This is a genomic window from Marinobacter sp., from assembly GCF_048259445.1.
GTDB lineage: Bacteria > Pseudomonadota > Gammaproteobacteria > Pseudomonadales > Oleiphilaceae > Marinobacter.
On sequence record NZ_JBLXHQ010000022.1, the window covers coordinates 19,409 to 37,602 of the forward strand.

Sequence of the window (18,194 nt, forward strand, 5' to 3'; positions counted from 1 at the left end):
TTTCAGGAAATTCTATGGCTCTTGATAATGCGCCGCTGGGCAAAACCAGCGATTACCCGGACCGTTATGATCCGGCTTTGCTTTTCCCGGTCGCCCGGGCCGAGAATCGCCGCCGTATCGGGCTGGAAGATGGGCGCTGGCCCTGGTTCGGAGGCGATCTCTGGCAAGCCTGGGAAATATCCTGGCTTCGCCCGGGAGGCATTCCTGACCTGGCCTGGGCCGAAATCCGGTTTCCGGCCGCCGCGCCGTCGATTATTGAATCCAAGTCTCTCAAGCTGTATCTGAACTCCCTGAACCAGACGGTGTTCTCGTCTGCCGATCAGGTTGTTGAAACCATTACGGCGGACTTGTCCAGTGCCAGCGGCGCAGCGGTAAACGTCCGCTTCCTGAGTGTCGACGATTCCGATATGGCCGTCGGGCGCCCGTCAGGCTATGAGCTTATTGATAACGAGCCGGTTGAAGATGTTGTGTACGACTATGCTCCGGAATCGTTGAGAGCATCCGGGCCAGTGGTAACTGAGCATCTATGCTCCCACCTGCTGAAGAGTAACTGCCCGGTGACCGGCCAGCCGGATTGGGGAACGGTGCTGATCAGCTATACCGGATCGGCCATCGATCGTGCGGGGTTGTTGCGGTACATCGTGAGTTTTCGGCAGAAGCAGGATTTTCATGAGCACTGCGTAGAGACACTGTTTACCGATCTGTTAAACCGGTGCAAACCGCAGAGCCTGACAGTATGTGCCCGATACACCCGCCGTGGGGGTCTTGATATAAACCCCTGGCGCAGTACAGAGCCACAGGAGCAGGTTGGCCCAAGGCTGATTCGTCAATAGATCAGTCCCGGGCAGAGTCTTCTTCTTGCCGCAGGCGGTCCGCGGCATCTTCCAGAGCGCTGAGAATGCTCCGGCGCTCTCGTTCGGTGATCTTGTCGGAATCCAGGTACATCGCAAAGCCACTGTGCTCGTGTTCCATAAAACTCCGGTTCGGGCCCATGTCTCTGCGGAAGTCTACAACCTCATAGATAGGCACAGGTTTACCGAAGCCTTTTACGGTGATCTCGCCTTTGTCGCGGCACATGATCCGGTCTTTGATCAGTGAAAAGGTTTCGTAAGAAACGAGTATTTCCCCCGGCTCAGCAAGGGATTCCAGCCTGCTGGCTAGGTTTACCTCCTTGCCGATAATGGTGTAATCCATGCGGTTTTCAGCCCCGAAATTACCCACGGTTGTGTAGCCGGTGCTGATGCCCATGCGGATCTCGAGCGGGGTTTTTATACCCTGGCTGCGCCACTTCTGCCGCATGATCTTCATGTGTTTGCGCATATCAATGGCCATGGATACACAGGCAAACGCATCTTCGCGCTGGCCGCGGCTGGTGGGGTCGCCGAAGAAAACCATGATGGAGTCACCCACAAATTTATCGATGGTGCCGCCGTACCTCAAGGCTACTTCGGCCATACCGTTAAAGTAGTGGTTGAGAAGCTCTGTGAGTGCTTCGGGTTCCATTTCCTCTGAAAGCTCGGTAAAGCCTTTTATATCCGAGAAGAACACGGCGAGTTTTTTGCGCTGGGTTTCAAGGCGAACGTCTCGTTCTCCGGTGAAGATGGACTGCCAGACCTGAGGCGAAAGGTATTTTGAAAGCTTGTGTGACAGCGCGATGGATTGTTCACGCTGATTCTGTATCTGCGTTTTTGCCAGCATCAGAGCGCGCGCCTGTTGGTGCGAATAAAACGCAGTAACGCAGATATAAAGACCGGTAAACGAGATCGACAGCATGCTGGTGAGCAGCGGGGACTGGAACGAGTCTGCGGGCCCGATGGTCAGGAAGAAAACCAGAATAGTGGCGGCCATAAAAGCCGAGCCGATCAGCCATTGGCGTATGCCACCGATGATCAGGCCGCTGAACATCAGCATCAAGGCTACCGAGACCGACGGTATGGCAACCAGGCCGATGCAACCTATAAACCCACCACCAATAACGCAATCCGCCGTGAGCATTTTCTGCCGAATGCGGGGGGAGTTTCTCAGAAACGTGCGTCGGGTGAGCAGGTACGCAATGTGTGGCCAGATCAGCGCGCCGCCAATCAACCAAAGGTGCCATTGCTGAAACGCCCCTTGCAATACCCCCACAACAATAATGGCAGCCGTCGCCGTGTAGGCGAGCAGGCGCCCGTTATAGTCGGGCATTGGGGGGATAGCTACCGGGCTGTTCAACGCCTCGGAAGCGAGAGATTTTCCTGCGCTGGTGCTGGCATTGCGCAGATCTGCCGAAGCACTCATCATGTACGCTGATCACTCATGGCGCTGGAACCGTATAATTTTATTTGTGTTATGCCGAGTACGACGAAAGGTTAACAGCATTACGTAGAACCCACAATTCACTGGTCTTGTTTGAATGTGAGCTGGCCAGCGTTAATTTAGCGGAAACTATTGATATGAGTTCAGTCACTGACTTTTTGCTCAACCGGGCATCTGAGCCACGGCTGGAAGCGCCGGGCCCCGACGCTTCAACGCTTGACCGGGCGTTCGCCTGCGCATCGCGTGCACCAGACCATGCCTTGCTGCGCCCCTGGCGTTATCTGGTGATCGAAGGTGAGGGTCTTAACGCCCTGGGTGAGCTGCTTGCCGCCGGGTACTCCGATATGAGGGGCAAGACCGATGAGAAGAAGCTGGAGATCATACGGAACAAAGCACAACGTGCGCCGATGATTATTGTCGGAATCGCGTCACCCAAAAAGCATCAAAAGATCCCCGAGGTTGAACAGCTACTCTCAGCCGGCGCGGGCATGAGTTTTCTCGGGTTGGCGTTGCAGGATGCGGGCTTTGGCGTTATGTGGCGCACAGGAGAGCTGGTCTACAACCCGGTGGTTCTCAAAGGGCTTGGCCTTGAAGAAGGGGAATCGATCATCGGCTTCCTCTACACCGGCTCTGTATCGTGCGCCAAGCCGGCAGTTCCCAGGCCAGAGCTGGCTGAGTTTGTCGCGCGCTGGCCCGCGTAGTTAACAAGTATGTTTCCCCCGCTATTCCGGTGGGGGAAGCAGCTTGCCGCTTTCATTGGATTTGCCGTTCCTGCTCATCTTACTCTCACCCCGATTCCCCCCTGTAACCCGCTGAAAGGACCGATTTCAGAGGGCTTCCAAAATCTGGCATCAGCATTGCTTTAGTACTGCCATAGAACGAAACCGGCAACGTCTTAAGCCGCCGGTGACAGGATTTCGGAGGTTGTATGGCAATCACTTTTGATAAAGCTCTTGGTATTCACCAGCACGCGCTGGAAGCCAGAGTGAAGCGCGCTGAAGTTCTGGCGAATAACATGGCCAATGCTGATACACCGGGCTTTAAAGCCCGGGATATGGACTTTCAGGCCATGATGCAGAAGGCTCAGGACAATATGAGCGGCTTTGGTATGGAGAAAACCCATGAGGGCCACATGGATACTTCAGCAGGCGCCGGTGATTCAGATTTGATGTACCGGGTACCAAACCAGCCGTCTGTAGACGGTAATACGGTGGATGCCCAGGCCGAACAGACCCGGTTCATGCGCAACGCGATGGATTATCAGGCCAGCTTCCAGTTTCTGAACAGCAAGTTTACCGGCCTGACCAAAGCCCTTAAAGGCGAGTAATCCGCGGTTCCACGATTAGCTAAGGAGAATCACCATGTCACTGGGCAACATATTCGATATCGCCGGTTCTGGCATGACAGCGCAGTCACTGAGGCTGAATACAACCGCTTCAAACATTGCAAACGCAGAGACAGCCAGCTCCAGTACTGACGCGACCTATCGTGCGCGGAAGCCGGTTTTCTCAGCGATTCAGCAATCCATGATGAATCCCGGGCAGCAGGGTTTTGGTGTTACGGCGGGTGAGGATGCAAGCGCTGGTGTTCGTGTTGAGGGAATTGTCGAAAGCGATGCGGAGCTGCAAATGCGATACGAACCTCATCACCCGGCAGCCAATGAAGACGGGTATGTGTTTTATCCCAATGTGAATGTGGTGGAAGAGATGGCAGACATGATGTCTTCATCGAGAAGCTTTCAGATGAACGTGGACATTATGAACACGGCCAAATCCATGATGCAGCGCATCCTGACTCTTGGTCAGCAGTAAAGGGGCGAGGACCGAATCATGAGTGCAATTAACGCAACAGAAGCCTCAGATGTACTGGCGAGTTATAGAAGTCAGCCTCAGAGCGGAACCGACAGCAAAGGCGAACTTGGTAAAAACGAGTTCATGGAACTGATGCTGGCGCAGCTGAAGAATCAGAACCCGTTGGAGCCCCAGGACAACGGCGAGTTCATCTCCCAGCTTGCGCAGTTCAGTTCGCTGGAAGAAATGCAGAAGTTGTCGGGTACCGTTGATGATGTGGTTGGCCAGTTCCGCTCCACCCAGGCACTGCAGGCCTCGGCAATGGTTGGCAAGACGGTTCTTGCACCCTCTGAGGTCGGTATTCTCGGCGCTGAAGGTGAAATCTCCGGCAACATTCAGGTACCGGCATCCACAGGCGGTGTGCGCTTGTCTATTCAGAGCCCGAGCGGCGAACTGGTGCGCCAGGTTGATCTTGGCAACAGCGCCGCCGGTGTGAAGGCGTTCAGTTGGGACGGAAAGGACGGCAACGGCAATAGCTTGCCGCCGGGTCCATACCGCATTGTGGCGGAAGCTTCTTACCCACAGGGTAGTGTTCAGCTTCCGACTCTTGTCAGCGCCAATGTAGACAGCGTGTCGTTGGGGCAGGGCGGATCCGTAACCCTGAACCTGGCAGGTATGGGTTCCATTGCACTGTCAGATGTACAACAAATCAATTAATACCGGTGTCAGACCAGAGGTGAATTATGGCTTTTAATACAGGACTCAGCGGCCTGAGGGCGGCAGCGGTAGATCTGGATGTAACCGGCAACAATATTGCCAACGCCAGTACCGTTGGTTTTAAAGGCAGCCGCGTACAGTTTGGCGATCTTTATGCCAGCGGTTTTCTAAGCGGAGGCTCTGCTCCGGTCGGTGACGGCGTAAACGTTCAGGACGTAAAGCAGTCGTTCAGTCAGGGCAATATCAGCTTCACTGACAGTGGTCTTGATATGGCCATCAGTGGGGATGGTTTCTTTATTCTGAATAACGGTGGCGAAACCCGTTACTCCCGTGCCGGGCAATTCACCATCGATAAAGATGGCTTTGTGGTGAATAGCCAGTCCATGCGGGTTCAGGGTTATACGGCTGACGATGACGGTAACCTCTCCGGTATTCGTGGCGATCTTGAGATTGCGACCGATAATCTGGCGCCGCGTCGCACCACCAATCTACGCTCGGATCTGAACCTGGATTCCCGCGAGTCTGTGCTCGAATCCCGGGTGCGGGATGTGGGGCCGCTGGCATTCAACGATATCAGCGGCGAGCAATTTGAAATCACCTATTCTGATGGCACTCCCAGCTTCACGGTTGATCTGGGCTCGGCGACAACGGCCCGCGAGGTTTCAGACATTATCACCAACGCGCCCGGCCTGAGTGCTTCAGCGACCACTACTGCGCCGATTGTCGATACCAATGTACCTGCGGCTCTGCCGCTGACAGATTCCTATATTTCGGCAGCACAGACCGCAGGGAGCTTCTCGTTCAGTCTCAGTGTCAATAATGCGCCACTTCAGCTTGATACCAGTACCGCGACTTCGTTGCTGGGGCTCAGAGACGCCATAAACCGCTCCAGCGATACCGCTATTTCTGCAACGGTGGTGGATGACGGAACCGGCAATGATGTGCTGCGGGTTATTCACAACCAGGGTGAGGATGTGCAGTTCAGTTATGGCAACGGCGTGCCGGCTGAATCTGTAAGCGCGCCGGTTACGGTATCAGGCGACGTGAATGTGACGGGTGACAGAACAATTGTTGGTCTGACGGGCCTTGGCGCAGACACGGATTTTGCAGATGCATACACCAATTCGCCTATCCGCATAACCAATGAGTTCAACCCGCAGGATCAGCGTACCTATAATCACGCCACATCCACTTCGATCTTCGATAGCCTGGGCAACTCCCATGAGATGACACAGTTCTTTGTTAAAGAACCGTCCCCCGGAAACGGCGTAGGTGTGAGCCAGTGGTCCGTTTACTTGCAGATTGATGGAGAAATGGTTGCGGGTACCGACACTACGCCCTTCACCGCAAGGTTTGATCAGGACGGCACCCTGCAATCCATTGACGGCAACCCCAACGGCGAGATTCTGGTCACCGACTGGATTCCGAAGGACAGTGACGGCCAGCCCAACGGAGCGGATGGCCCCCCACCGCCGGGTGCCACTGTTGTTACTCCCATTCCGGAGCCACCGACCTCATCGGCCTTTGTTTTGAGCCTGGGAGAGACTACCCAGTATGGCGCGGCGTTTGGTGTTGATGATCAGCGCCAGAATGGCTACACCACCGGTCGTTTGTCTGGCCTTGATGTCTCGGGCGAGGGAACACTGTTTGCCCGTTACACCAACGGCCAGTCGAAAGCTTTGGGACAGGTTGCGTTGGCCTCGTTCAACAACACCAACGGCTTGTCGCCGATAGGGGATACCAGCTGGGTGGAAACCTTCGAATCCGGGCAGCCGATTATTGGTCAGCCGGATACAGGAACGCTCGGCGGCATCAAAGCCAGTTCAGTTGAGGAGTCCAACGTGGATCTTTCTGCAGAACTGGTAAACCTGATCATTGCCCAGCGTAACTATCAGGCGAACGCAAAAACGATCGAGACGTCTGATGCGGTCACCCAGACCATTATCAACCTCCGCTAAACCGGCTTTGATCTGAATATGGCATGACTCCTGCAAGAATGTCTGAAAGAGCACTGGAAACAGTCAAAATTCCGGCAGGAGTTGTCCCATGGACAAAGCACTTTATCTCGGTATGTCTGGCGCGAAGCAGAATATGCTGTCCCAGCGTGCCCATGCCAACAACCTGGCCAACGTAAGCACCACAGGCTTCAAGAAAGACTTTGCCCAGGCACGGAGTATGCCCGTGTTCGGGGAACATCATCCTACTCGAGCTTACGCCATGGCGGAGCGCCCCGGCACCGACCTGTCGGCCGGAGCACTGATGCAAACCGGCCGGAAAATGGACGTCGCCATTGAAGGGGAAGGCTGGCTGGCTATTCAGAACAACCTCGGTGAAGAAGTCTTTACCCGTTCCGGCAGTCTGCAGATTGATGTTAACGGTATGGTGCGGCTGGCCAGTGGTGAGATGGTTCTTGGCAATGGCGGTCCGGTTGCGCTTCCTCCCTTTGATAATGTTCAAGTTGGTGCTGATGGCACCGTTTCTATCGTTCCTGTGGGTGGCCCGCCGGACCAGCTGGTAGAAGTGGATCGGTTGAAACTTGTCAATCCTCCCCCGGAGGCGCTTGAGAAAGGCCTGGATGGCTTTATTCGCCGTAAGGCTGATCAGGCGATTGGTGGCGCAGAGCCGGCCGATGCTGCGTTGCGCGTAGCCTCTGGCTTTCTTGAGAGCTCTAACGTTAATGCGGTGGAAGAAATGATTTCCAACCTGCAGTTGTCTCGCCAGTACGAGATGCAGGTGAAGGTTATGAGTACCGCAAATGAGAATTCCGAGGCGGCGGCACGGCTGTTGCAGAACCTCTGATAGTTTTTGAAAAAAACGTGAAAACAACGCCAGTCTGGCCAGAAGCGGCAAATCCTGGCCGCAAACCAGGCAACGGCAAGGAGTAAAGACTATGCATCCGGCACTATGGGTTAGTAAAACGGGTCTCAGTGCCCAGGACACCAACATGTCCACCATCTCCAACAACCTGGCCAACGTAAATACCACGGGTTTCAAGCGAGACCGGGCGGTATTTCAGGATTTGCTGTATCAGATCAACCGGCAACCCGGTGGTTTGAATACGCAGAACTCCGAGCTGCCTTCGGGTTTGCAGCTGGGTACCGGTGTGCGGGTGGTCGGAACCGCGAAGCAGTTCAGCCAGGGCAACCTTCAGATTACCGAACAGCCTCTCGATGTGGCCGTTAATGGTCGTGGTTTTCTGCAGATCGAGCTTCCGGATGGCCAGACAGCCTACACGCGGGATGGTCAGTTTCAGCTCAACGCCGACGGCGATGTGGTTACACCGGATGGCTATGCACTCCAGCCCAACATCAACGTGCCCGAGAACGCCACAACCGTAACGATCGGCAAAGACGGCACCGTATCCGCTATCACCGATGACCAGGCGGCGCCGGTTAATCTGGGCCAGATCACGTTGGTGAACTTTATCAATCCCCAGGGCCTGCAGGCTATCGGTAACAACCTGTTCAAGGAAACCAACTCCAGTGGCGACCCTGCTGAAGGCGAGCCAGGGCTGGCCGGGCTGGGTTCACTGGAGCAGGGCATGGTTGAGTCATCCAACGTGGAAGTTGTTGAAGAGCTGGTGAACATGATTACCACCCAGCGTGCTTATGAGATGAACTCCAAAGTCGTCTCTACGACAGACCAGATGCTCCAGTTTATTACCAACAACATTGGTTAACGTTCTGACAAGGCATGGTTGTGAAATGCCAAGCGCGCGACAAGAAGTGAGGAGTGAACTCATGAAACCGACTACATCAACCTGGGTGACCGGGCGGGCAGGGACTTTTCTGCTGGTCTGGCTGCTTATTCTATTGCAGGGATGTACCGCCATGAGCCGGCCGCGAGCTGAGCCGGACGATCCCGCTTATGCGCCTGTGCGTGCTCAGGCAATGATGCAACGTGATCCCGAATCCGGAGCCATCTTCCAGAGCTCCCGCAACTACAATTTTTACGGGGACACGGTCGCTCTGAATATAGGTGACGTGCTGACGGTAACACTTAATGAGTCCACCCGTGCGAGCAAGAACGCAGAATCCAGCATCACGAAAGATAACGAAATTACCTTGCCAGAGCCCACGATTCTGGGGAAGAGCAACTTCGGCATTGCTACTTCATTAACAAATGAGCGGGATTTTAGTGGCAAAGCCGAAGCTGACCAGAGCAACAGTCTTGCGGGCAGTATTACCGTCACGGTTACAGATGTTTTGCCGAACGGCGTACTGAAAATTCGCGGCGAAAAATGGTTGTCGTTGACCAACGGCGATGAATACGTTCGTTTGACAGGCCTTGTCCGACCACAGGATATCGACCCCGGAAACATAGTGGCCTCCAATCGCATTGCGGATGCCCGCATCGCCTACGGCGGCACGGGTGATTTCGACCAGGCAAACCAGATGGGCTGGCTGGCCCGGTTCTTCAACAGCGAGTGGTGGCCTCTGTGATAATACGTCGATGCGTAGTTCTTTCGCTGATGCTTGCGGTAATGGCTGCGCCTGTGCTGGCAGACCGTCTGAAGGATCTGGCGCGGATCAAAGGTGTACGTAACAACCAGCTTGTGGGCTACGGCCTGGTAGTGGGGCTTGATGGAACCGGCGACAAGGCACCCTTCACCAATCAGACATTCCGTAACATGATGAACCAGTTCGGTGTCACCCTGCCAGAAGGCGTGAACCCGAATCTCGCCAACGTGGCAGCAGTTACCGTGAGCGCTAACCTGCCGCCATTCGCCAAGGCGGGCCAGGAAATAGACATCACGGTCTCGTCCATAGGTAATTCGGATAGCTTGCGGGGCGGCACTCTGCTGATGGCACCTCTTAAAGGTGCTGATGGAAACGTGTATGCCATGGCTCAGGGCAGCCTTGTAGTAGGCGGGTTCGGTGCCGAAGGGCTGGATGGTTCACGTATAACCGTGAACGTTCCCAGCGTTGGCCGTATTCCGAATGGCGCTACCATTGAGCGGGAAATTGCCTCTCCCTTTACTCGTGGCGACACAATTACCTTTCATCTGATGCGTCCGGATTTCACAACGGCGCGTCGAGTGGTGGAAGTGGTCAATGAAAACCTTGGGCCTGATATGGCCTATGCCCACGATGCGACGTCGATTTCTGTGCGCGCACCCCGCGATCCCTCCCAGCGTGTGAGCTTTCTTTCCATCCTGGAAAATCTTGAAGTGGATCCTGCGGAAGATGCCGCAAAAGTCGTTATCAATAGCCGCACTGGCACCATTGTTGTGGGGCAGAACGTTCGGGTAAGCCCTGCGGCCGTTACCCATGGCAACCTCACGGTGACCATCCAGGAGAACCCGGAAGTGCAGCAGCCCAACCCGTTTGCTTTCGGTAATACGGAGCTTGAGCAGGATAGCCAGATTGCTATTACCGAAGACCCGGCCCGCATGTTCAAGTTCGGACCGGCGGTTACGCTTAATGAAATTGTTCAGGCTGTGAACCAGGTAGGTGCTGCTCCGGGCGACGTTATGGCGGTACTGGAAGCTCTGAAACAGGCCGGCGCACTGCGCGCCGAGCTTATTGTTATCTAGGTGACATGATGCAGGATTATCAGCTTCAACAGGCCAGGATATACACGGATTTCAGCGGGCTGAACGCACTGAAAAACGGTGCCCGTGATGATAAACAGGCGGCGCTTGAGGAAGTGGCACGTCAGTTTGAAAGTATCTTTCTGTCTGAAATGCTGAAGTCCATGCGCAAAGCCGGAGATGTACTTGCTGAGGGTAACTACCTGAACAGCAGCCAGTCGGAATTCTACCGCGACATGTTCGACAGCCAGATGAGCCTTACCATGTCGGGCGGGCAGGGAACGGGGCTTGCTGATGCGCTGGTGCGGCAACTGGGGAAAGATATTCCCGGAGCCGATAAAGAGGGCGCGCCTCTGGCATCTCACAAAGCTGTGCTGGCAGATTATGAACGCAGCATGCCGCCACTGTCGCCCCGCTTGCCGGAGCGGCTTGAAAAAGTCGCCGAGGTTGCAGCTGATAAACGCTCAGAGGCCGCCGCTGAGGCCCGCGTAATGCCGGAACAGTTCGAGTCTCCTGAACATTTCATACGCACGCTGCTACCCGTCGCCGAGAGTATCTCTGAGGATACAGGTATTGATCCTAAACTGATGGTTGCCCAGGCGGCCCTGGAAACGGGTTGGGGTAAGCACATGATCCGGGGTGATGGTAGCCAGCACAGTTATAACCTTTTCGGTATCAAGGCTGACAGCCGATGGGAAGGCGATGCGGTAACCATCACCACGACCGAGTTCCGTGAGGGCGTCCCGATGAAAGAGCGTGCGGATTTCCGGGCTTACCCGGATTACGAATCCAGCTTTCGGGACTATGTGGCATTCCTGGAATCGAATCCCCGGTATCGGGATGTGCTTGCCAGCGCTGATCAGCCAGACGTTTTTGCGAGGAAGCTGCAGGAAGCCGGATATGCTACCGATCCGCAGTACGGTGAGAAAATCAATCGGATTATGAACCGTGATTCGTTGATGACTCTTTCAGTGAATGATGGGGCCGGGGAGTAAATATTATGGCGGGACTGCTTGGTATTGGCCTGACCGGTATCCTCGGTCATCAGAGTGCTCTGAATACTACGGGCAACAACATCACCAACGCGAATACGCCTGGTTACAGCCGACAGGAAGTGGTGTTTGAAACCCAGCCTGGGCAGCGCACTGGTGCCGGAACCATTGGTTCTGGCGTTAGCATTATGGATATTCGCAGGCTGGCGAATGAGTTTCTTGTGCAGCAGGTGCGGGAAGACAGCACCCTGGCGGGTGAGCAGCAAACACTGAATTCCGAACTGAGCCGGCTCGACAACTTGCTGGGCGGCGAGACTACGGGGTTGAACAATGCCCTGAATAACTTCTTCGCAAGCCTGCAGAATGCCGCAGAAGATCCAGCTTCTCTGCCGCAGCGCCAACTGGTTTTGAGCGAAGCGCAGCAGGTGGTCAACCGGTTTCAGGCGTTGAGTCAGGAGTTCATTCAGCAGCGGGAATCGGTGAAGACCCAGATGCAGCAAGGCGTCAAGGATGCCAATACCCTGCTGAACAGCATTGCGGATCTTAATCTGGCTATTTCTGAATCTCCGGGGCTGGCCCAGGGCCGGATGCCGAATGAGTTGCTGGATCAGCGGGATGAAAAGCTTCGCCAGCTCTCTGAACTGGTCAACATAAGGGTGACAGAAACCGAAGGGAGCCAGGTAAATGTTTCGCTTTCCAACGGTCTTTCCCTTGTGGTTGGAAATAACGCTGCGCAGCTGGGCACCCGGGGCAATGCGGAAGATCCGACGCGCCTGGAATTTACGCTTTCCAACGGCGGCCGAACGCTGAATATTGATGAACAGATCGCTGGCGGTAAGCTCGGCGGGCTGAGACGTTTCGACAATGAAGCGTTGAAACCGGCGTTTGATGAGCTGGGGCGAATCGCGATAGGCGTTGCTGCCAGTATGAATCATCAGCACGAAATCGGTATGGATCTTGAGGGTGACCTGGGCGGGCTGTTTTTTAACGACGTTAACGATCTGGCGGTTCAGAGAAGCCGGGTTGTGGCAAATGCCAACAATCAGTTGCCGAACGATGGCCAGTTGGCTGTGGAAATCACCGACAGCAGCAAGTTACCGGCCGGAAGCTGGACGCTGCAGTTCAGCGGCGACGGGCGCAATTTTGAGCTTATCGATAAGGCTTCCGGTGAAATTGTTAATCAGGGCCGCTTGCCAGACCCTGTCCAGTCCGAAATCACCATGCCCGGTTTTAATATCCGGGTGGAGGGTGGGACCTTCAATGCTGGTGACAAGTATCTGATTCAGCCCAGCCGCAACGCTGCAGAATCGATCGGGTTGCAGGTCGATCGGGAAGAGGATCTGGCGTTTGCCAGCCCCATTCGCGCCACCACCGGCGATCAGAATGTGGGAACTGGCAAGATCGATCAGGGCACCATGCTGAATGTGCGCAGCCCGTTCACCGGTTCTTTGTTGCCGGGATTTCAGAGTGCGGGTCAGTTAGCTAATGGGCCTCTGACGGTTTCTTTCACCTCAACACCTTTGCCGGGTGACCCAGACGCCATGACCTACACAGTGACGGGGCCGCCACCAGCCAACACCGTTGTCGGTAACCCCAAAGCTTTCAGTCCCGGCGAGATTGTGACTGTGTTCAGCGGAGACCCTGCCGCTGGCGATGATTATCAGGGGTTTCAATTCAAACTGACGGGCAAGCCGGCAGAAGGCGATACCTTTGAGATTGCCTACAACACCAACGGCGTTTCGGATAACCGGAATGCCGAGCTTCTGGCGGCACTGGGCACGGCCAACACCCTGAACGGCAAGAGCCAGAACTTTACCGAGGGGTATGCCGGGCTGGTAGAAGACATCGGCGTGAAAACCCGCCAAAGCCAGCTTGATCTGGACGCTGGCAAAACCTTGCTGGAGCAATCTACTGCCCAGAGGGAGTCGGTCTCAGGGGTAAACCTGGATGAGGAAGCCGGCAAACTGATTCAGTACCAGGCTGCCTATAATGCCTCGGCGCAGGTTATATCGGTGGCTCAGGATTTGTTCAATACGCTGTTGCAGACGTTCCGGTAACAGGAGAGGTGATCTGACATGATCAGAATTTCATCACAACAAGTGTTCTCAAGCGGCATCAACCGGTTGCAGGAGCTGAACAGTAATCTGAACAGCACGCAACAGCAGATATCGACGGGTAAGCGGGTGAACAAGCCGTCCGACGACCCGGTGGCTGCAGCCCGGATTCTGAAGCTTGATCAGGAGCTTTCGCGGGTTAAAACCTATGAGCGCAATGTCGACCTTGCAGATAATCGGCTCAAGCAGGAAGAAAGCGCTCTGGCAAGCTCGGTGGATGTGATCCAGCGGATCCGGGAACTCACAGTCCAGGCAGGTAATGGCTCTTTGTCTCCCAATGACCGCCAGTCGATTTCTTCAGAAATGAAAGAGCGGTTGGGGCAGCTTGCCAATATTGCGAATACCCGGGATGCTTCCGGGGAATATATCTTCAGCGGCTTTCAGGGCTCAGTTCCTGCGTTTCAGCAGAATGCGGAAGGAAAGTACGAGTACCAGGGTGATGAAGGTCAGCGGGTTCTGGAAATTGATGATGGTGTGACTGTGCCAATCAGTGACAATGGTAAGAGCATTTTTGTGAATGTGCCCGCGGCTGTTGTTGGCGAACATGCTGGCCCGACAGCCGGAACGTTTATTTCCGGTGTCAGTGTGGTCAACCAGGCCGCGCTGGCTGGAGCGTTTCCGGGATCGTTCCCCAATGACATAACGCTTCAGGTCGATAACAGTACCCCACCACAGGTTCTGGCATTCGATAGCAATAATCCGGCAGTGACTTTCCCTGTGACGCCTTCGGATTATCAGAGTGGAGAAACCTTTGTGGTTGCGGGCATTGAAGCGAGCATTTCCGGTGCTGTTCCGGGTGCGGCGCCTATCCCGGATAGCTACACATTGAAAATCAATGAAAAGCAGTCGGTGTTCGGTACCATCGAAAACCTGATTGCCGGGCTGGACTCCATTGATAAGGGTACCCCGGAGGGCCGTGCTCAGTATGATGATTTGATTGCTCAGTCTCTGGTTAATCTCGATAACGGCCAGGAGAGCATCATTCTCAAGCAGACGGAGCTTGGTGGGCGTATGAACGCGGTTGAATCCACCAGAAACTTTCTGGCAGATTCATCGGTGTACACCAATGAAATTCGCTCCCAGTTACAGGACGTGGATTACGCTGAGGCGATCAGCAACCTGAGCTTCCAGAGCTTTGTGTTGCAAGCTGCGCAGCAATCCTTTGCCCAGGTTTCCCAGTTGTCGTTATTCGACCGGTTGTAAATACCAGTTGCTGTAAGAAAACTCGCGGGCTCCGTGTGTTGCTTTCACGATCAGGCTCAGTATAATCTCACCCTCTCTTAGATGGCGGCGTGGTGGAATTGGTAGACACGACGGATTCAAAATCCGTTGCTAGAAATAGTGTGGCGGTTCGAGTCCGCCCGCCGCTACCAAAAAATGATTTTAGATCAGTTTCTTAGAGAAAAAATAAAACCAGCGTCCAGGCTGGTTTTTTTGTGTCTGTTCGGTTTCTGCAGGCATTGCCCAGTGCGACAGGCAGAAAATCCGGCGAATTATTACGGGTGCTCACCATACCCCTGAACTATAATATTTTTCGGAATAAAACTTGGTTGGTACAACAAAGGGCAGCCACAGAAAAAGACTGTCTGTAAGCTTCAGGGAATCAAGAGGGAGAGTATGAAAGGATCCACGGCGATGATGAAATATGTCTGCTTGTTTATTGCTGCACTTCTTGCCGGGTGCGCGAGCTCCGGAACGAAAGTTGAGCGCATTGATGCAGTTTCAGAGGTTGATAAAAACTACAGCCGCGTTCTTGTGTTTGCGGTAACGGAAAAAGAGCACAACCGTACAGCCATTGAAACCGAGCTTGTTGCGGAATTGAACAAGAATGAATTCAAAGCCAGCCGGTTTGGAATGTCGAACTCGGATATCCCTTGGGGTGACCCCACCAGATTGCAGAAGCTGGTTGCCGAGGATGCAAGAAATGGCGGGTACGATGGTGTTCTGGTGGTTTCTCTGATCAGCAAGCATCGTGAATCCCGGTATGTGCCGGAACAGGTTATCTACCAGCCCGTTGTTACATCCATTGGGCCGTTGGCATCTACTACTTACATGCAGACGACGGTGGTTCCTGCCGATTATGAAGAAACAACAAACTACGCGTTGAAATCGACGCTGTTCGACACCGACTCTGCCAAACCCGTCTGGCAGCTATACTCCAGTACGGTCGATCCGCAATCGGTAGATGTTGCTGCCAAAGATTTCGGTAAGGTGATTGTTAAGGCACTTGGAAAAACCTTACCCCACGCTGAGAAGAATAAATAAGGCCGTTTCGGTCAGAATGGTTATTGTGCCGTGGCGCGGTTTACTTAAGGCAACGCGGTTGTAAACCGGCTGGTGCGCATGCCATACTACGCCGCTTCCGTAAGTGGTTGGTATCAATAAAATCAGTCACTTACGGAAATTAACCAGCAGCGGCCCGGATCTCAAACCCGCCCGCCGTTACCCTATTCAAGTCGCTTGGTGCGACGTCGTGAACAGCCCGGTCCATGAACGTCTCCGATTTTCACTTTGATCTCCCGGACGAGCTTATCGCCCGTTACCCTCTCAGGGAGCGCAGCGCTTCCCGTCTTCTATGCCTTGAAGGCACTACCGGCGATACTGCACACCGTTTTTTTACCGATCTTCCGGATTTGCTGCAGCCCGGCGATCTGCTTGTGTTTAATGATACTCGTGTGATTCCGGCTCGCCTGTTCGGCAAAAAAGAAACCGGTGGTCAGGTTGAGGTATTGGTAGAGCGGGTAATCGACGAACATAATCTTGTAGCCCATGTGCGTGCGTCCAAAGCCCTGAAGGAAGGTCAAAAGGTTATTCTTGAGGACGGTACCGCTCTGCGCATGACCGGCCGGAGTGATGCGCTGTTTCATCTTGAGAGCGAGGCCGGTGAGCCGGTGCTGGATACGCTGGAGCGTATCGGGCATATGCCTCTGCCGCCCTATGTTGACCGGCCTGATGAATCAACTGATAGAGAGCGTTATCAGACCGTCTACGCGAAGGAAGCCGGAGCCGTTGCGGCACCGACAGCAGGCCTGCATTTTGATGAGGGTGTACTGGCAGCCCTCAAGGCGCGAGGCGTGGAAAGTACGTTTGTTACCTTGCACGTAGGGGCCGGAACGTTTCAGCCTGTGCGTGTAGATCGGATAGACGAGCATGTGATGCACAGTGAAATAGTGCATGTGCCGGAGGAAGCGGTAGAGGCGGTTAACCGCACTCGTGCCCGGGGCGGCCGTGTGGTCGCAGTCGGGACAACCTCGGTGCGGTCTCTCGAGTCTGCAAGCAGGGGAGGTTATCTGCGCACTTTCCGGGGCGAAACCGATATTTTTATTCATCCGGGTTACCGGTTCGAGACCGTCGACGCACTGGTTACCAACTTCCACTTGCCTGAGTCCACTCTGATCATGCTGGTCAGCGCGTTTGCAGGCTATCAGCATGTGATGCATGCCTACCATGATGCGATTGCCGAGAAGTACCGGTTTTTCAGTTATGGCGACGCCATGTTCATAACCGGGCAGGAACCGAGCAGAGGTATGCTGCTTGGCGTGCCCGATGAGCCTGCCCAGGCAGGCACCCAATCACCACTTGATAGCGGAGGCAAGCCTTGAGCCAGTCCTGTTTCATGTCCTTTGAAAAATTGGGGGAAGATGGTCTGGCCCGACGTGGCAGGCTGACTTTTCCAAGGGGAACGGTTGAAACCCCGGCGTTCATGCCCGTAGGCACCTATGGGACGGTTAAAGGGATGTTGCCGCGCGATATTCATGAAATTGGTGCTGAAATCATCCTCGGTAACACCTTTCATCTGATGCTGCGCCCCGGCACAGAGGTGATAAAAGCCCACGGTGATCTCCACGACTTTACCCAGTGGAAGGGGCCGATCCTGACAGATTCGGGCGGTTTTCAGGTGTTCAGCCTTGGCGAAATGCGCAAGATTACCGAAGAAAAAGTAACGTTCCGGTCTCCGGTAGACGGTTCACCGGTTGAACTGTCACCGGAAATCGCAATCCGGGTCCAGCGCGATCTTGGTTCCGATATCGTCATGATCTTTGACGAGTGCACCCCGTACCCTGCAACTGAAAAGCAGGCAAAGGAATCCATGGAGCTTTCCTTGCGTTGGGCAAAGCGCAGCAAGGACGCCCATGAGGGTAACCCTGCAGCCCTGTTTGGTATTGTTCAGGGCGGCATGTACGAGTCCCTGAGAGATCGCTCTCTGGAAGGCCTCACGGACATCGGGTTCGATGGGTATGCCATTGGCGGTCTGTCGGTTGGTGAACCCAAAGAAGATATGATTCGCATTCTTGATCATTTGCCGTCGAAAATGCCGGCCGACAAGCCTCGCTATCTGATGGGGGTAGGGCGCCCGGAAGACCTCGTTGAAGCAGTGCGCCGTGGTGTCGATATGTTCGATTGTGTGATGCCTACCAGAAATGCCCGAAATGGTTACCTGTTCACATCAACCGGTATCGTAAAGATCCGTAATGCCAGGCATCGTCACGATACTTCACCGCTGGATGATCGGTGTGACTGCTACACCTGTAAGAACTTTTCGAGAAGTTACCTGCATCATCTGGATAAGTGTGGAGAAATGCTGGGCTCCCAGCTTAATACAATCCACAACTTGCGCTTCTATCAGAACCTGATGGCCGGATTGCGCGGCGCCATTGAAGCAGGTACATTGTCGGACTTTATAAACGACTTCTATGCTCTGCGCGGCGAGACAGTGCCCGCGCTGGGCAATGGGTAACTATTTTTGCTTAAT

At 54.5% G+C, this 18,194-nt stretch carries 17 protein-coding genes and 1 tRNA gene; 17 read left to right on the top strand and 1 reads right to left on the bottom strand.

Features of this window, described 5'->3' with window-relative positions; genetic code table 11:
* Positions 1-14 precede the first annotated feature (14 nt).
* Positions 15-833: an NADPH-dependent 7-cyano-7-deazaguanine reductase QueF gene (queF, locus tag ACN0RL_RS14975; RefSeq protein WP_417518192.1), complete on the top strand. Its 819-nt coding sequence runs from the start codon at positions 15-17 to the stop codon at positions 831-833.
* Between the two features lies 1 nt (position 834).
* Here the strand turns inward: queF and ACN0RL_RS14980 are convergent, their stop codons facing one another.
* Positions 835-2,280 carry an adenylate/guanylate cyclase domain-containing protein gene (locus tag ACN0RL_RS14980; RefSeq protein ID WP_417518194.1) on the bottom strand — a complete coding sequence of 482 codons (1,446 nt, stop codon included), beginning with the start codon at positions 2,278-2,280 and terminating at the stop codon, positions 835-837.
* 152 nt (positions 2,281-2,432) lie between these two features.
* Here ACN0RL_RS14980 and ACN0RL_RS14985 point away from each other — a divergent pair, with 152 nt between their 5' ends.
* From ACN0RL_RS14985 to tgt, 16 genes are all read left to right on the top strand, one after another.
* Positions 2,433-2,996, top strand: coding sequence for a nitroreductase (locus tag ACN0RL_RS14985; protein WP_417518196.1), 564 nt, complete (start codon positions 2,433-2,435; stop codon positions 2,994-2,996).
* A 227-nt stretch (positions 2,997-3,223) separates the two neighbouring features.
* Positions 3,224-3,622, top strand: a complete 399-nt coding sequence (gene flgB, locus ACN0RL_RS14990) for a flagellar basal body rod protein FlgB (protein WP_417518198.1) — start codon at positions 3,224-3,226, stop codon at positions 3,620-3,622.
* A 34-nt stretch (positions 3,623-3,656) separates the two neighbouring features.
* Positions 3,657-4,106, top strand: coding sequence for a flagellar basal body rod protein FlgC (flgC, locus tag ACN0RL_RS14995; RefSeq protein WP_417518200.1), 450 nt, complete (start codon positions 3,657-3,659; stop codon positions 4,104-4,106).
* An 18-nt stretch (positions 4,107-4,124) separates the two neighbouring features.
* On the top strand, positions 4,125-4,802 hold the full coding sequence (locus tag ACN0RL_RS15000) for a flagellar hook assembly protein FlgD (RefSeq protein ID WP_417518202.1): 678 nt from the start codon (positions 4,125-4,127) through the stop codon (positions 4,800-4,802).
* Between the two features lie 26 nt (positions 4,803-4,828).
* Positions 4,829-6,760, top strand: coding sequence for a flagellar hook protein FlgE (locus tag ACN0RL_RS15005; RefSeq protein ID WP_417518204.1), 1,932 nt, complete (start codon positions 4,829-4,831; stop codon positions 6,758-6,760).
* 88 nt (positions 6,761-6,848) lie between these two features.
* On the top strand, positions 6,849-7,601 hold the full coding sequence (locus ACN0RL_RS15010; RefSeq protein ID WP_417518206.1) for a flagellar basal body rod protein FlgF: 753 nt from the start codon (positions 6,849-6,851) through the stop codon (positions 7,599-7,601).
* Positions 7,602-7,692: 91 nt separating this feature from the next.
* On the top strand, positions 7,693-8,481 hold the full coding sequence (gene flgG / locus ACN0RL_RS15015) for a flagellar basal-body rod protein FlgG (protein ID WP_417518208.1): 789 nt from the start codon (positions 7,693-7,695) through the stop codon (positions 8,479-8,481).
* 61 nt (positions 8,482-8,542) lie between these two features.
* Entirely contained in the window at positions 8,543-9,244 is a 702-nt protein-coding gene (flgH, locus tag ACN0RL_RS15020; protein WP_417518210.1) for a flagellar basal body L-ring protein FlgH, read from the top strand.
* Positions 9,245-9,273: 29 nt separating this feature from the next.
* Positions 9,274-10,338 (top strand): flagellar basal body P-ring protein FlgI, encoded by a 1,065-nt coding sequence (locus ACN0RL_RS15025; protein WP_417518276.1) that lies wholly within the window; start codon positions 9,274-9,276, stop codon positions 10,336-10,338.
* 8 nt (positions 10,339-10,346) lie between these two features.
* Positions 10,347-11,330 (top strand): flagellar assembly peptidoglycan hydrolase FlgJ, encoded by a 984-nt coding sequence (gene flgJ, locus ACN0RL_RS15030; protein WP_417518212.1) that lies wholly within the window; start codon positions 10,347-10,349, stop codon positions 11,328-11,330.
* A 5-nt stretch (positions 11,331-11,335) separates the two neighbouring features.
* Positions 11,336-13,384 carry a flagellar hook-associated protein FlgK gene (gene flgK, locus ACN0RL_RS15035; protein WP_417518214.1) on the top strand — a complete coding sequence of 683 codons (2,049 nt, stop codon included), beginning with the start codon at positions 11,336-11,338 and terminating at the stop codon, positions 13,382-13,384.
* Positions 13,385-13,402: 18 nt separating this feature from the next.
* A complete protein-coding gene (flgL, locus tag ACN0RL_RS15040; protein ID WP_417518216.1) occupies positions 13,403-14,644 on the top strand; it encodes a flagellar hook-associated protein FlgL in 1,242 nt (413 codons plus the stop codon).
* Positions 14,645-14,727: 83 nt separating this feature from the next.
* Positions 14,728-14,814 (top strand) — tRNA-Leu (locus ACN0RL_RS15045).
* A 244-nt stretch (positions 14,815-15,058) separates the two neighbouring features.
* Positions 15,059-15,706, top strand: a complete 648-nt coding sequence (locus ACN0RL_RS15050; protein ID WP_417518218.1) for a hypothetical protein — start codon at positions 15,059-15,061, stop codon at positions 15,704-15,706.
* A 224-nt stretch (positions 15,707-15,930) separates the two neighbouring features.
* Complete coding sequence (gene queA / locus ACN0RL_RS15055) at positions 15,931-17,043, top strand: tRNA preQ1(34) S-adenosylmethionine ribosyltransferase-isomerase QueA (protein ID WP_417518220.1); 1,113 nt, start codon at positions 15,931-15,933, stop codon at positions 17,041-17,043.
* 14 nt (positions 17,044-17,057) lie between these two features.
* On the top strand, positions 17,058-18,179 hold the full coding sequence (tgt, locus tag ACN0RL_RS15060) for a tRNA guanosine(34) transglycosylase Tgt (protein ID WP_417518278.1): 1,122 nt from the start codon (positions 17,058-17,060) through the stop codon (positions 18,177-18,179).
* Positions 18,180-18,194 lie beyond the last annotated feature (15 nt).

What these genes read in the sequence shown, in the direction of transcription:
- queA (WP_417518220.1), top strand. Translation starts at nt 15,931, where the DNA reads ATGAACGTCTCCGATTTTCACTTTGATCTCCCGGACGAGCTTATCGCC.
- flgC (WP_417518200.1), top strand. Translation starts at nt 3,657, where the DNA reads ATGTCACTGGGCAACATATTCGATATCGCCGGTTCTGGCATGACAGCG.
- ACN0RL_RS15050 (WP_417518218.1), top strand. Translation starts at nt 15,059, where the DNA reads ATGAAAGGATCCACGGCGATGATGAAATATGTCTGCTTGTTTATTGCT.
- ACN0RL_RS14985 (WP_417518196.1), top strand. Translation starts at nt 2,433, where the DNA reads ATGAGTTCAGTCACTGACTTTTTGCTCAACCGGGCATCTGAGCCACGG.
- ACN0RL_RS15005 (WP_417518204.1), top strand. Translation starts at nt 4,829, where the DNA reads ATGGCTTTTAATACAGGACTCAGCGGCCTGAGGGCGGCAGCGGTAGAT.
- queF (WP_417518192.1), top strand. Translation starts at nt 15, where the DNA reads ATGGCTCTTGATAATGCGCCGCTGGGCAAAACCAGCGATTACCCGGAC.
- flgJ (WP_417518212.1), top strand. Translation starts at nt 10,347, where the DNA reads ATGCAGGATTATCAGCTTCAACAGGCCAGGATATACACGGATTTCAGC.
- flgK (WP_417518214.1), top strand. Translation starts at nt 11,336, where the DNA reads ATGGCGGGACTGCTTGGTATTGGCCTGACCGGTATCCTCGGTCATCAG.
- flgB (WP_417518198.1), top strand. Translation starts at nt 3,224, where the DNA reads ATGGCAATCACTTTTGATAAAGCTCTTGGTATTCACCAGCACGCGCTG.
- tgt (WP_417518278.1), top strand. Translation starts at nt 17,058, where the DNA reads ATGTCCTTTGAAAAATTGGGGGAAGATGGTCTGGCCCGACGTGGCAGG.
- ACN0RL_RS15025 (WP_417518276.1), top strand. Translation starts at nt 9,274, where the DNA reads ATGCTTGCGGTAATGGCTGCGCCTGTGCTGGCAGACCGTCTGAAGGAT.
- flgG (WP_417518208.1), top strand. Translation starts at nt 7,693, where the DNA reads ATGCATCCGGCACTATGGGTTAGTAAAACGGGTCTCAGTGCCCAGGAC.
- ACN0RL_RS14980 (WP_417518194.1), bottom strand. Translation starts at nt 2,280, where the DNA reads ATGATGAGTGCTTCGGCAGATCTGCGCAATGCCAGCACCAGCGCAGGA.
- flgH (WP_417518210.1), top strand. Translation starts at nt 8,543, where the DNA reads ATGAAACCGACTACATCAACCTGGGTGACCGGGCGGGCAGGGACTTTT.
- ACN0RL_RS15000 (WP_417518202.1), top strand. Translation starts at nt 4,125, where the DNA reads ATGAGTGCAATTAACGCAACAGAAGCCTCAGATGTACTGGCGAGTTAT.
- ACN0RL_RS15010 (WP_417518206.1), top strand. Translation starts at nt 6,849, where the DNA reads ATGGACAAAGCACTTTATCTCGGTATGTCTGGCGCGAAGCAGAATATG.
- flgL (WP_417518216.1), top strand. Translation starts at nt 13,403, where the DNA reads ATGATCAGAATTTCATCACAACAAGTGTTCTCAAGCGGCATCAACCGG.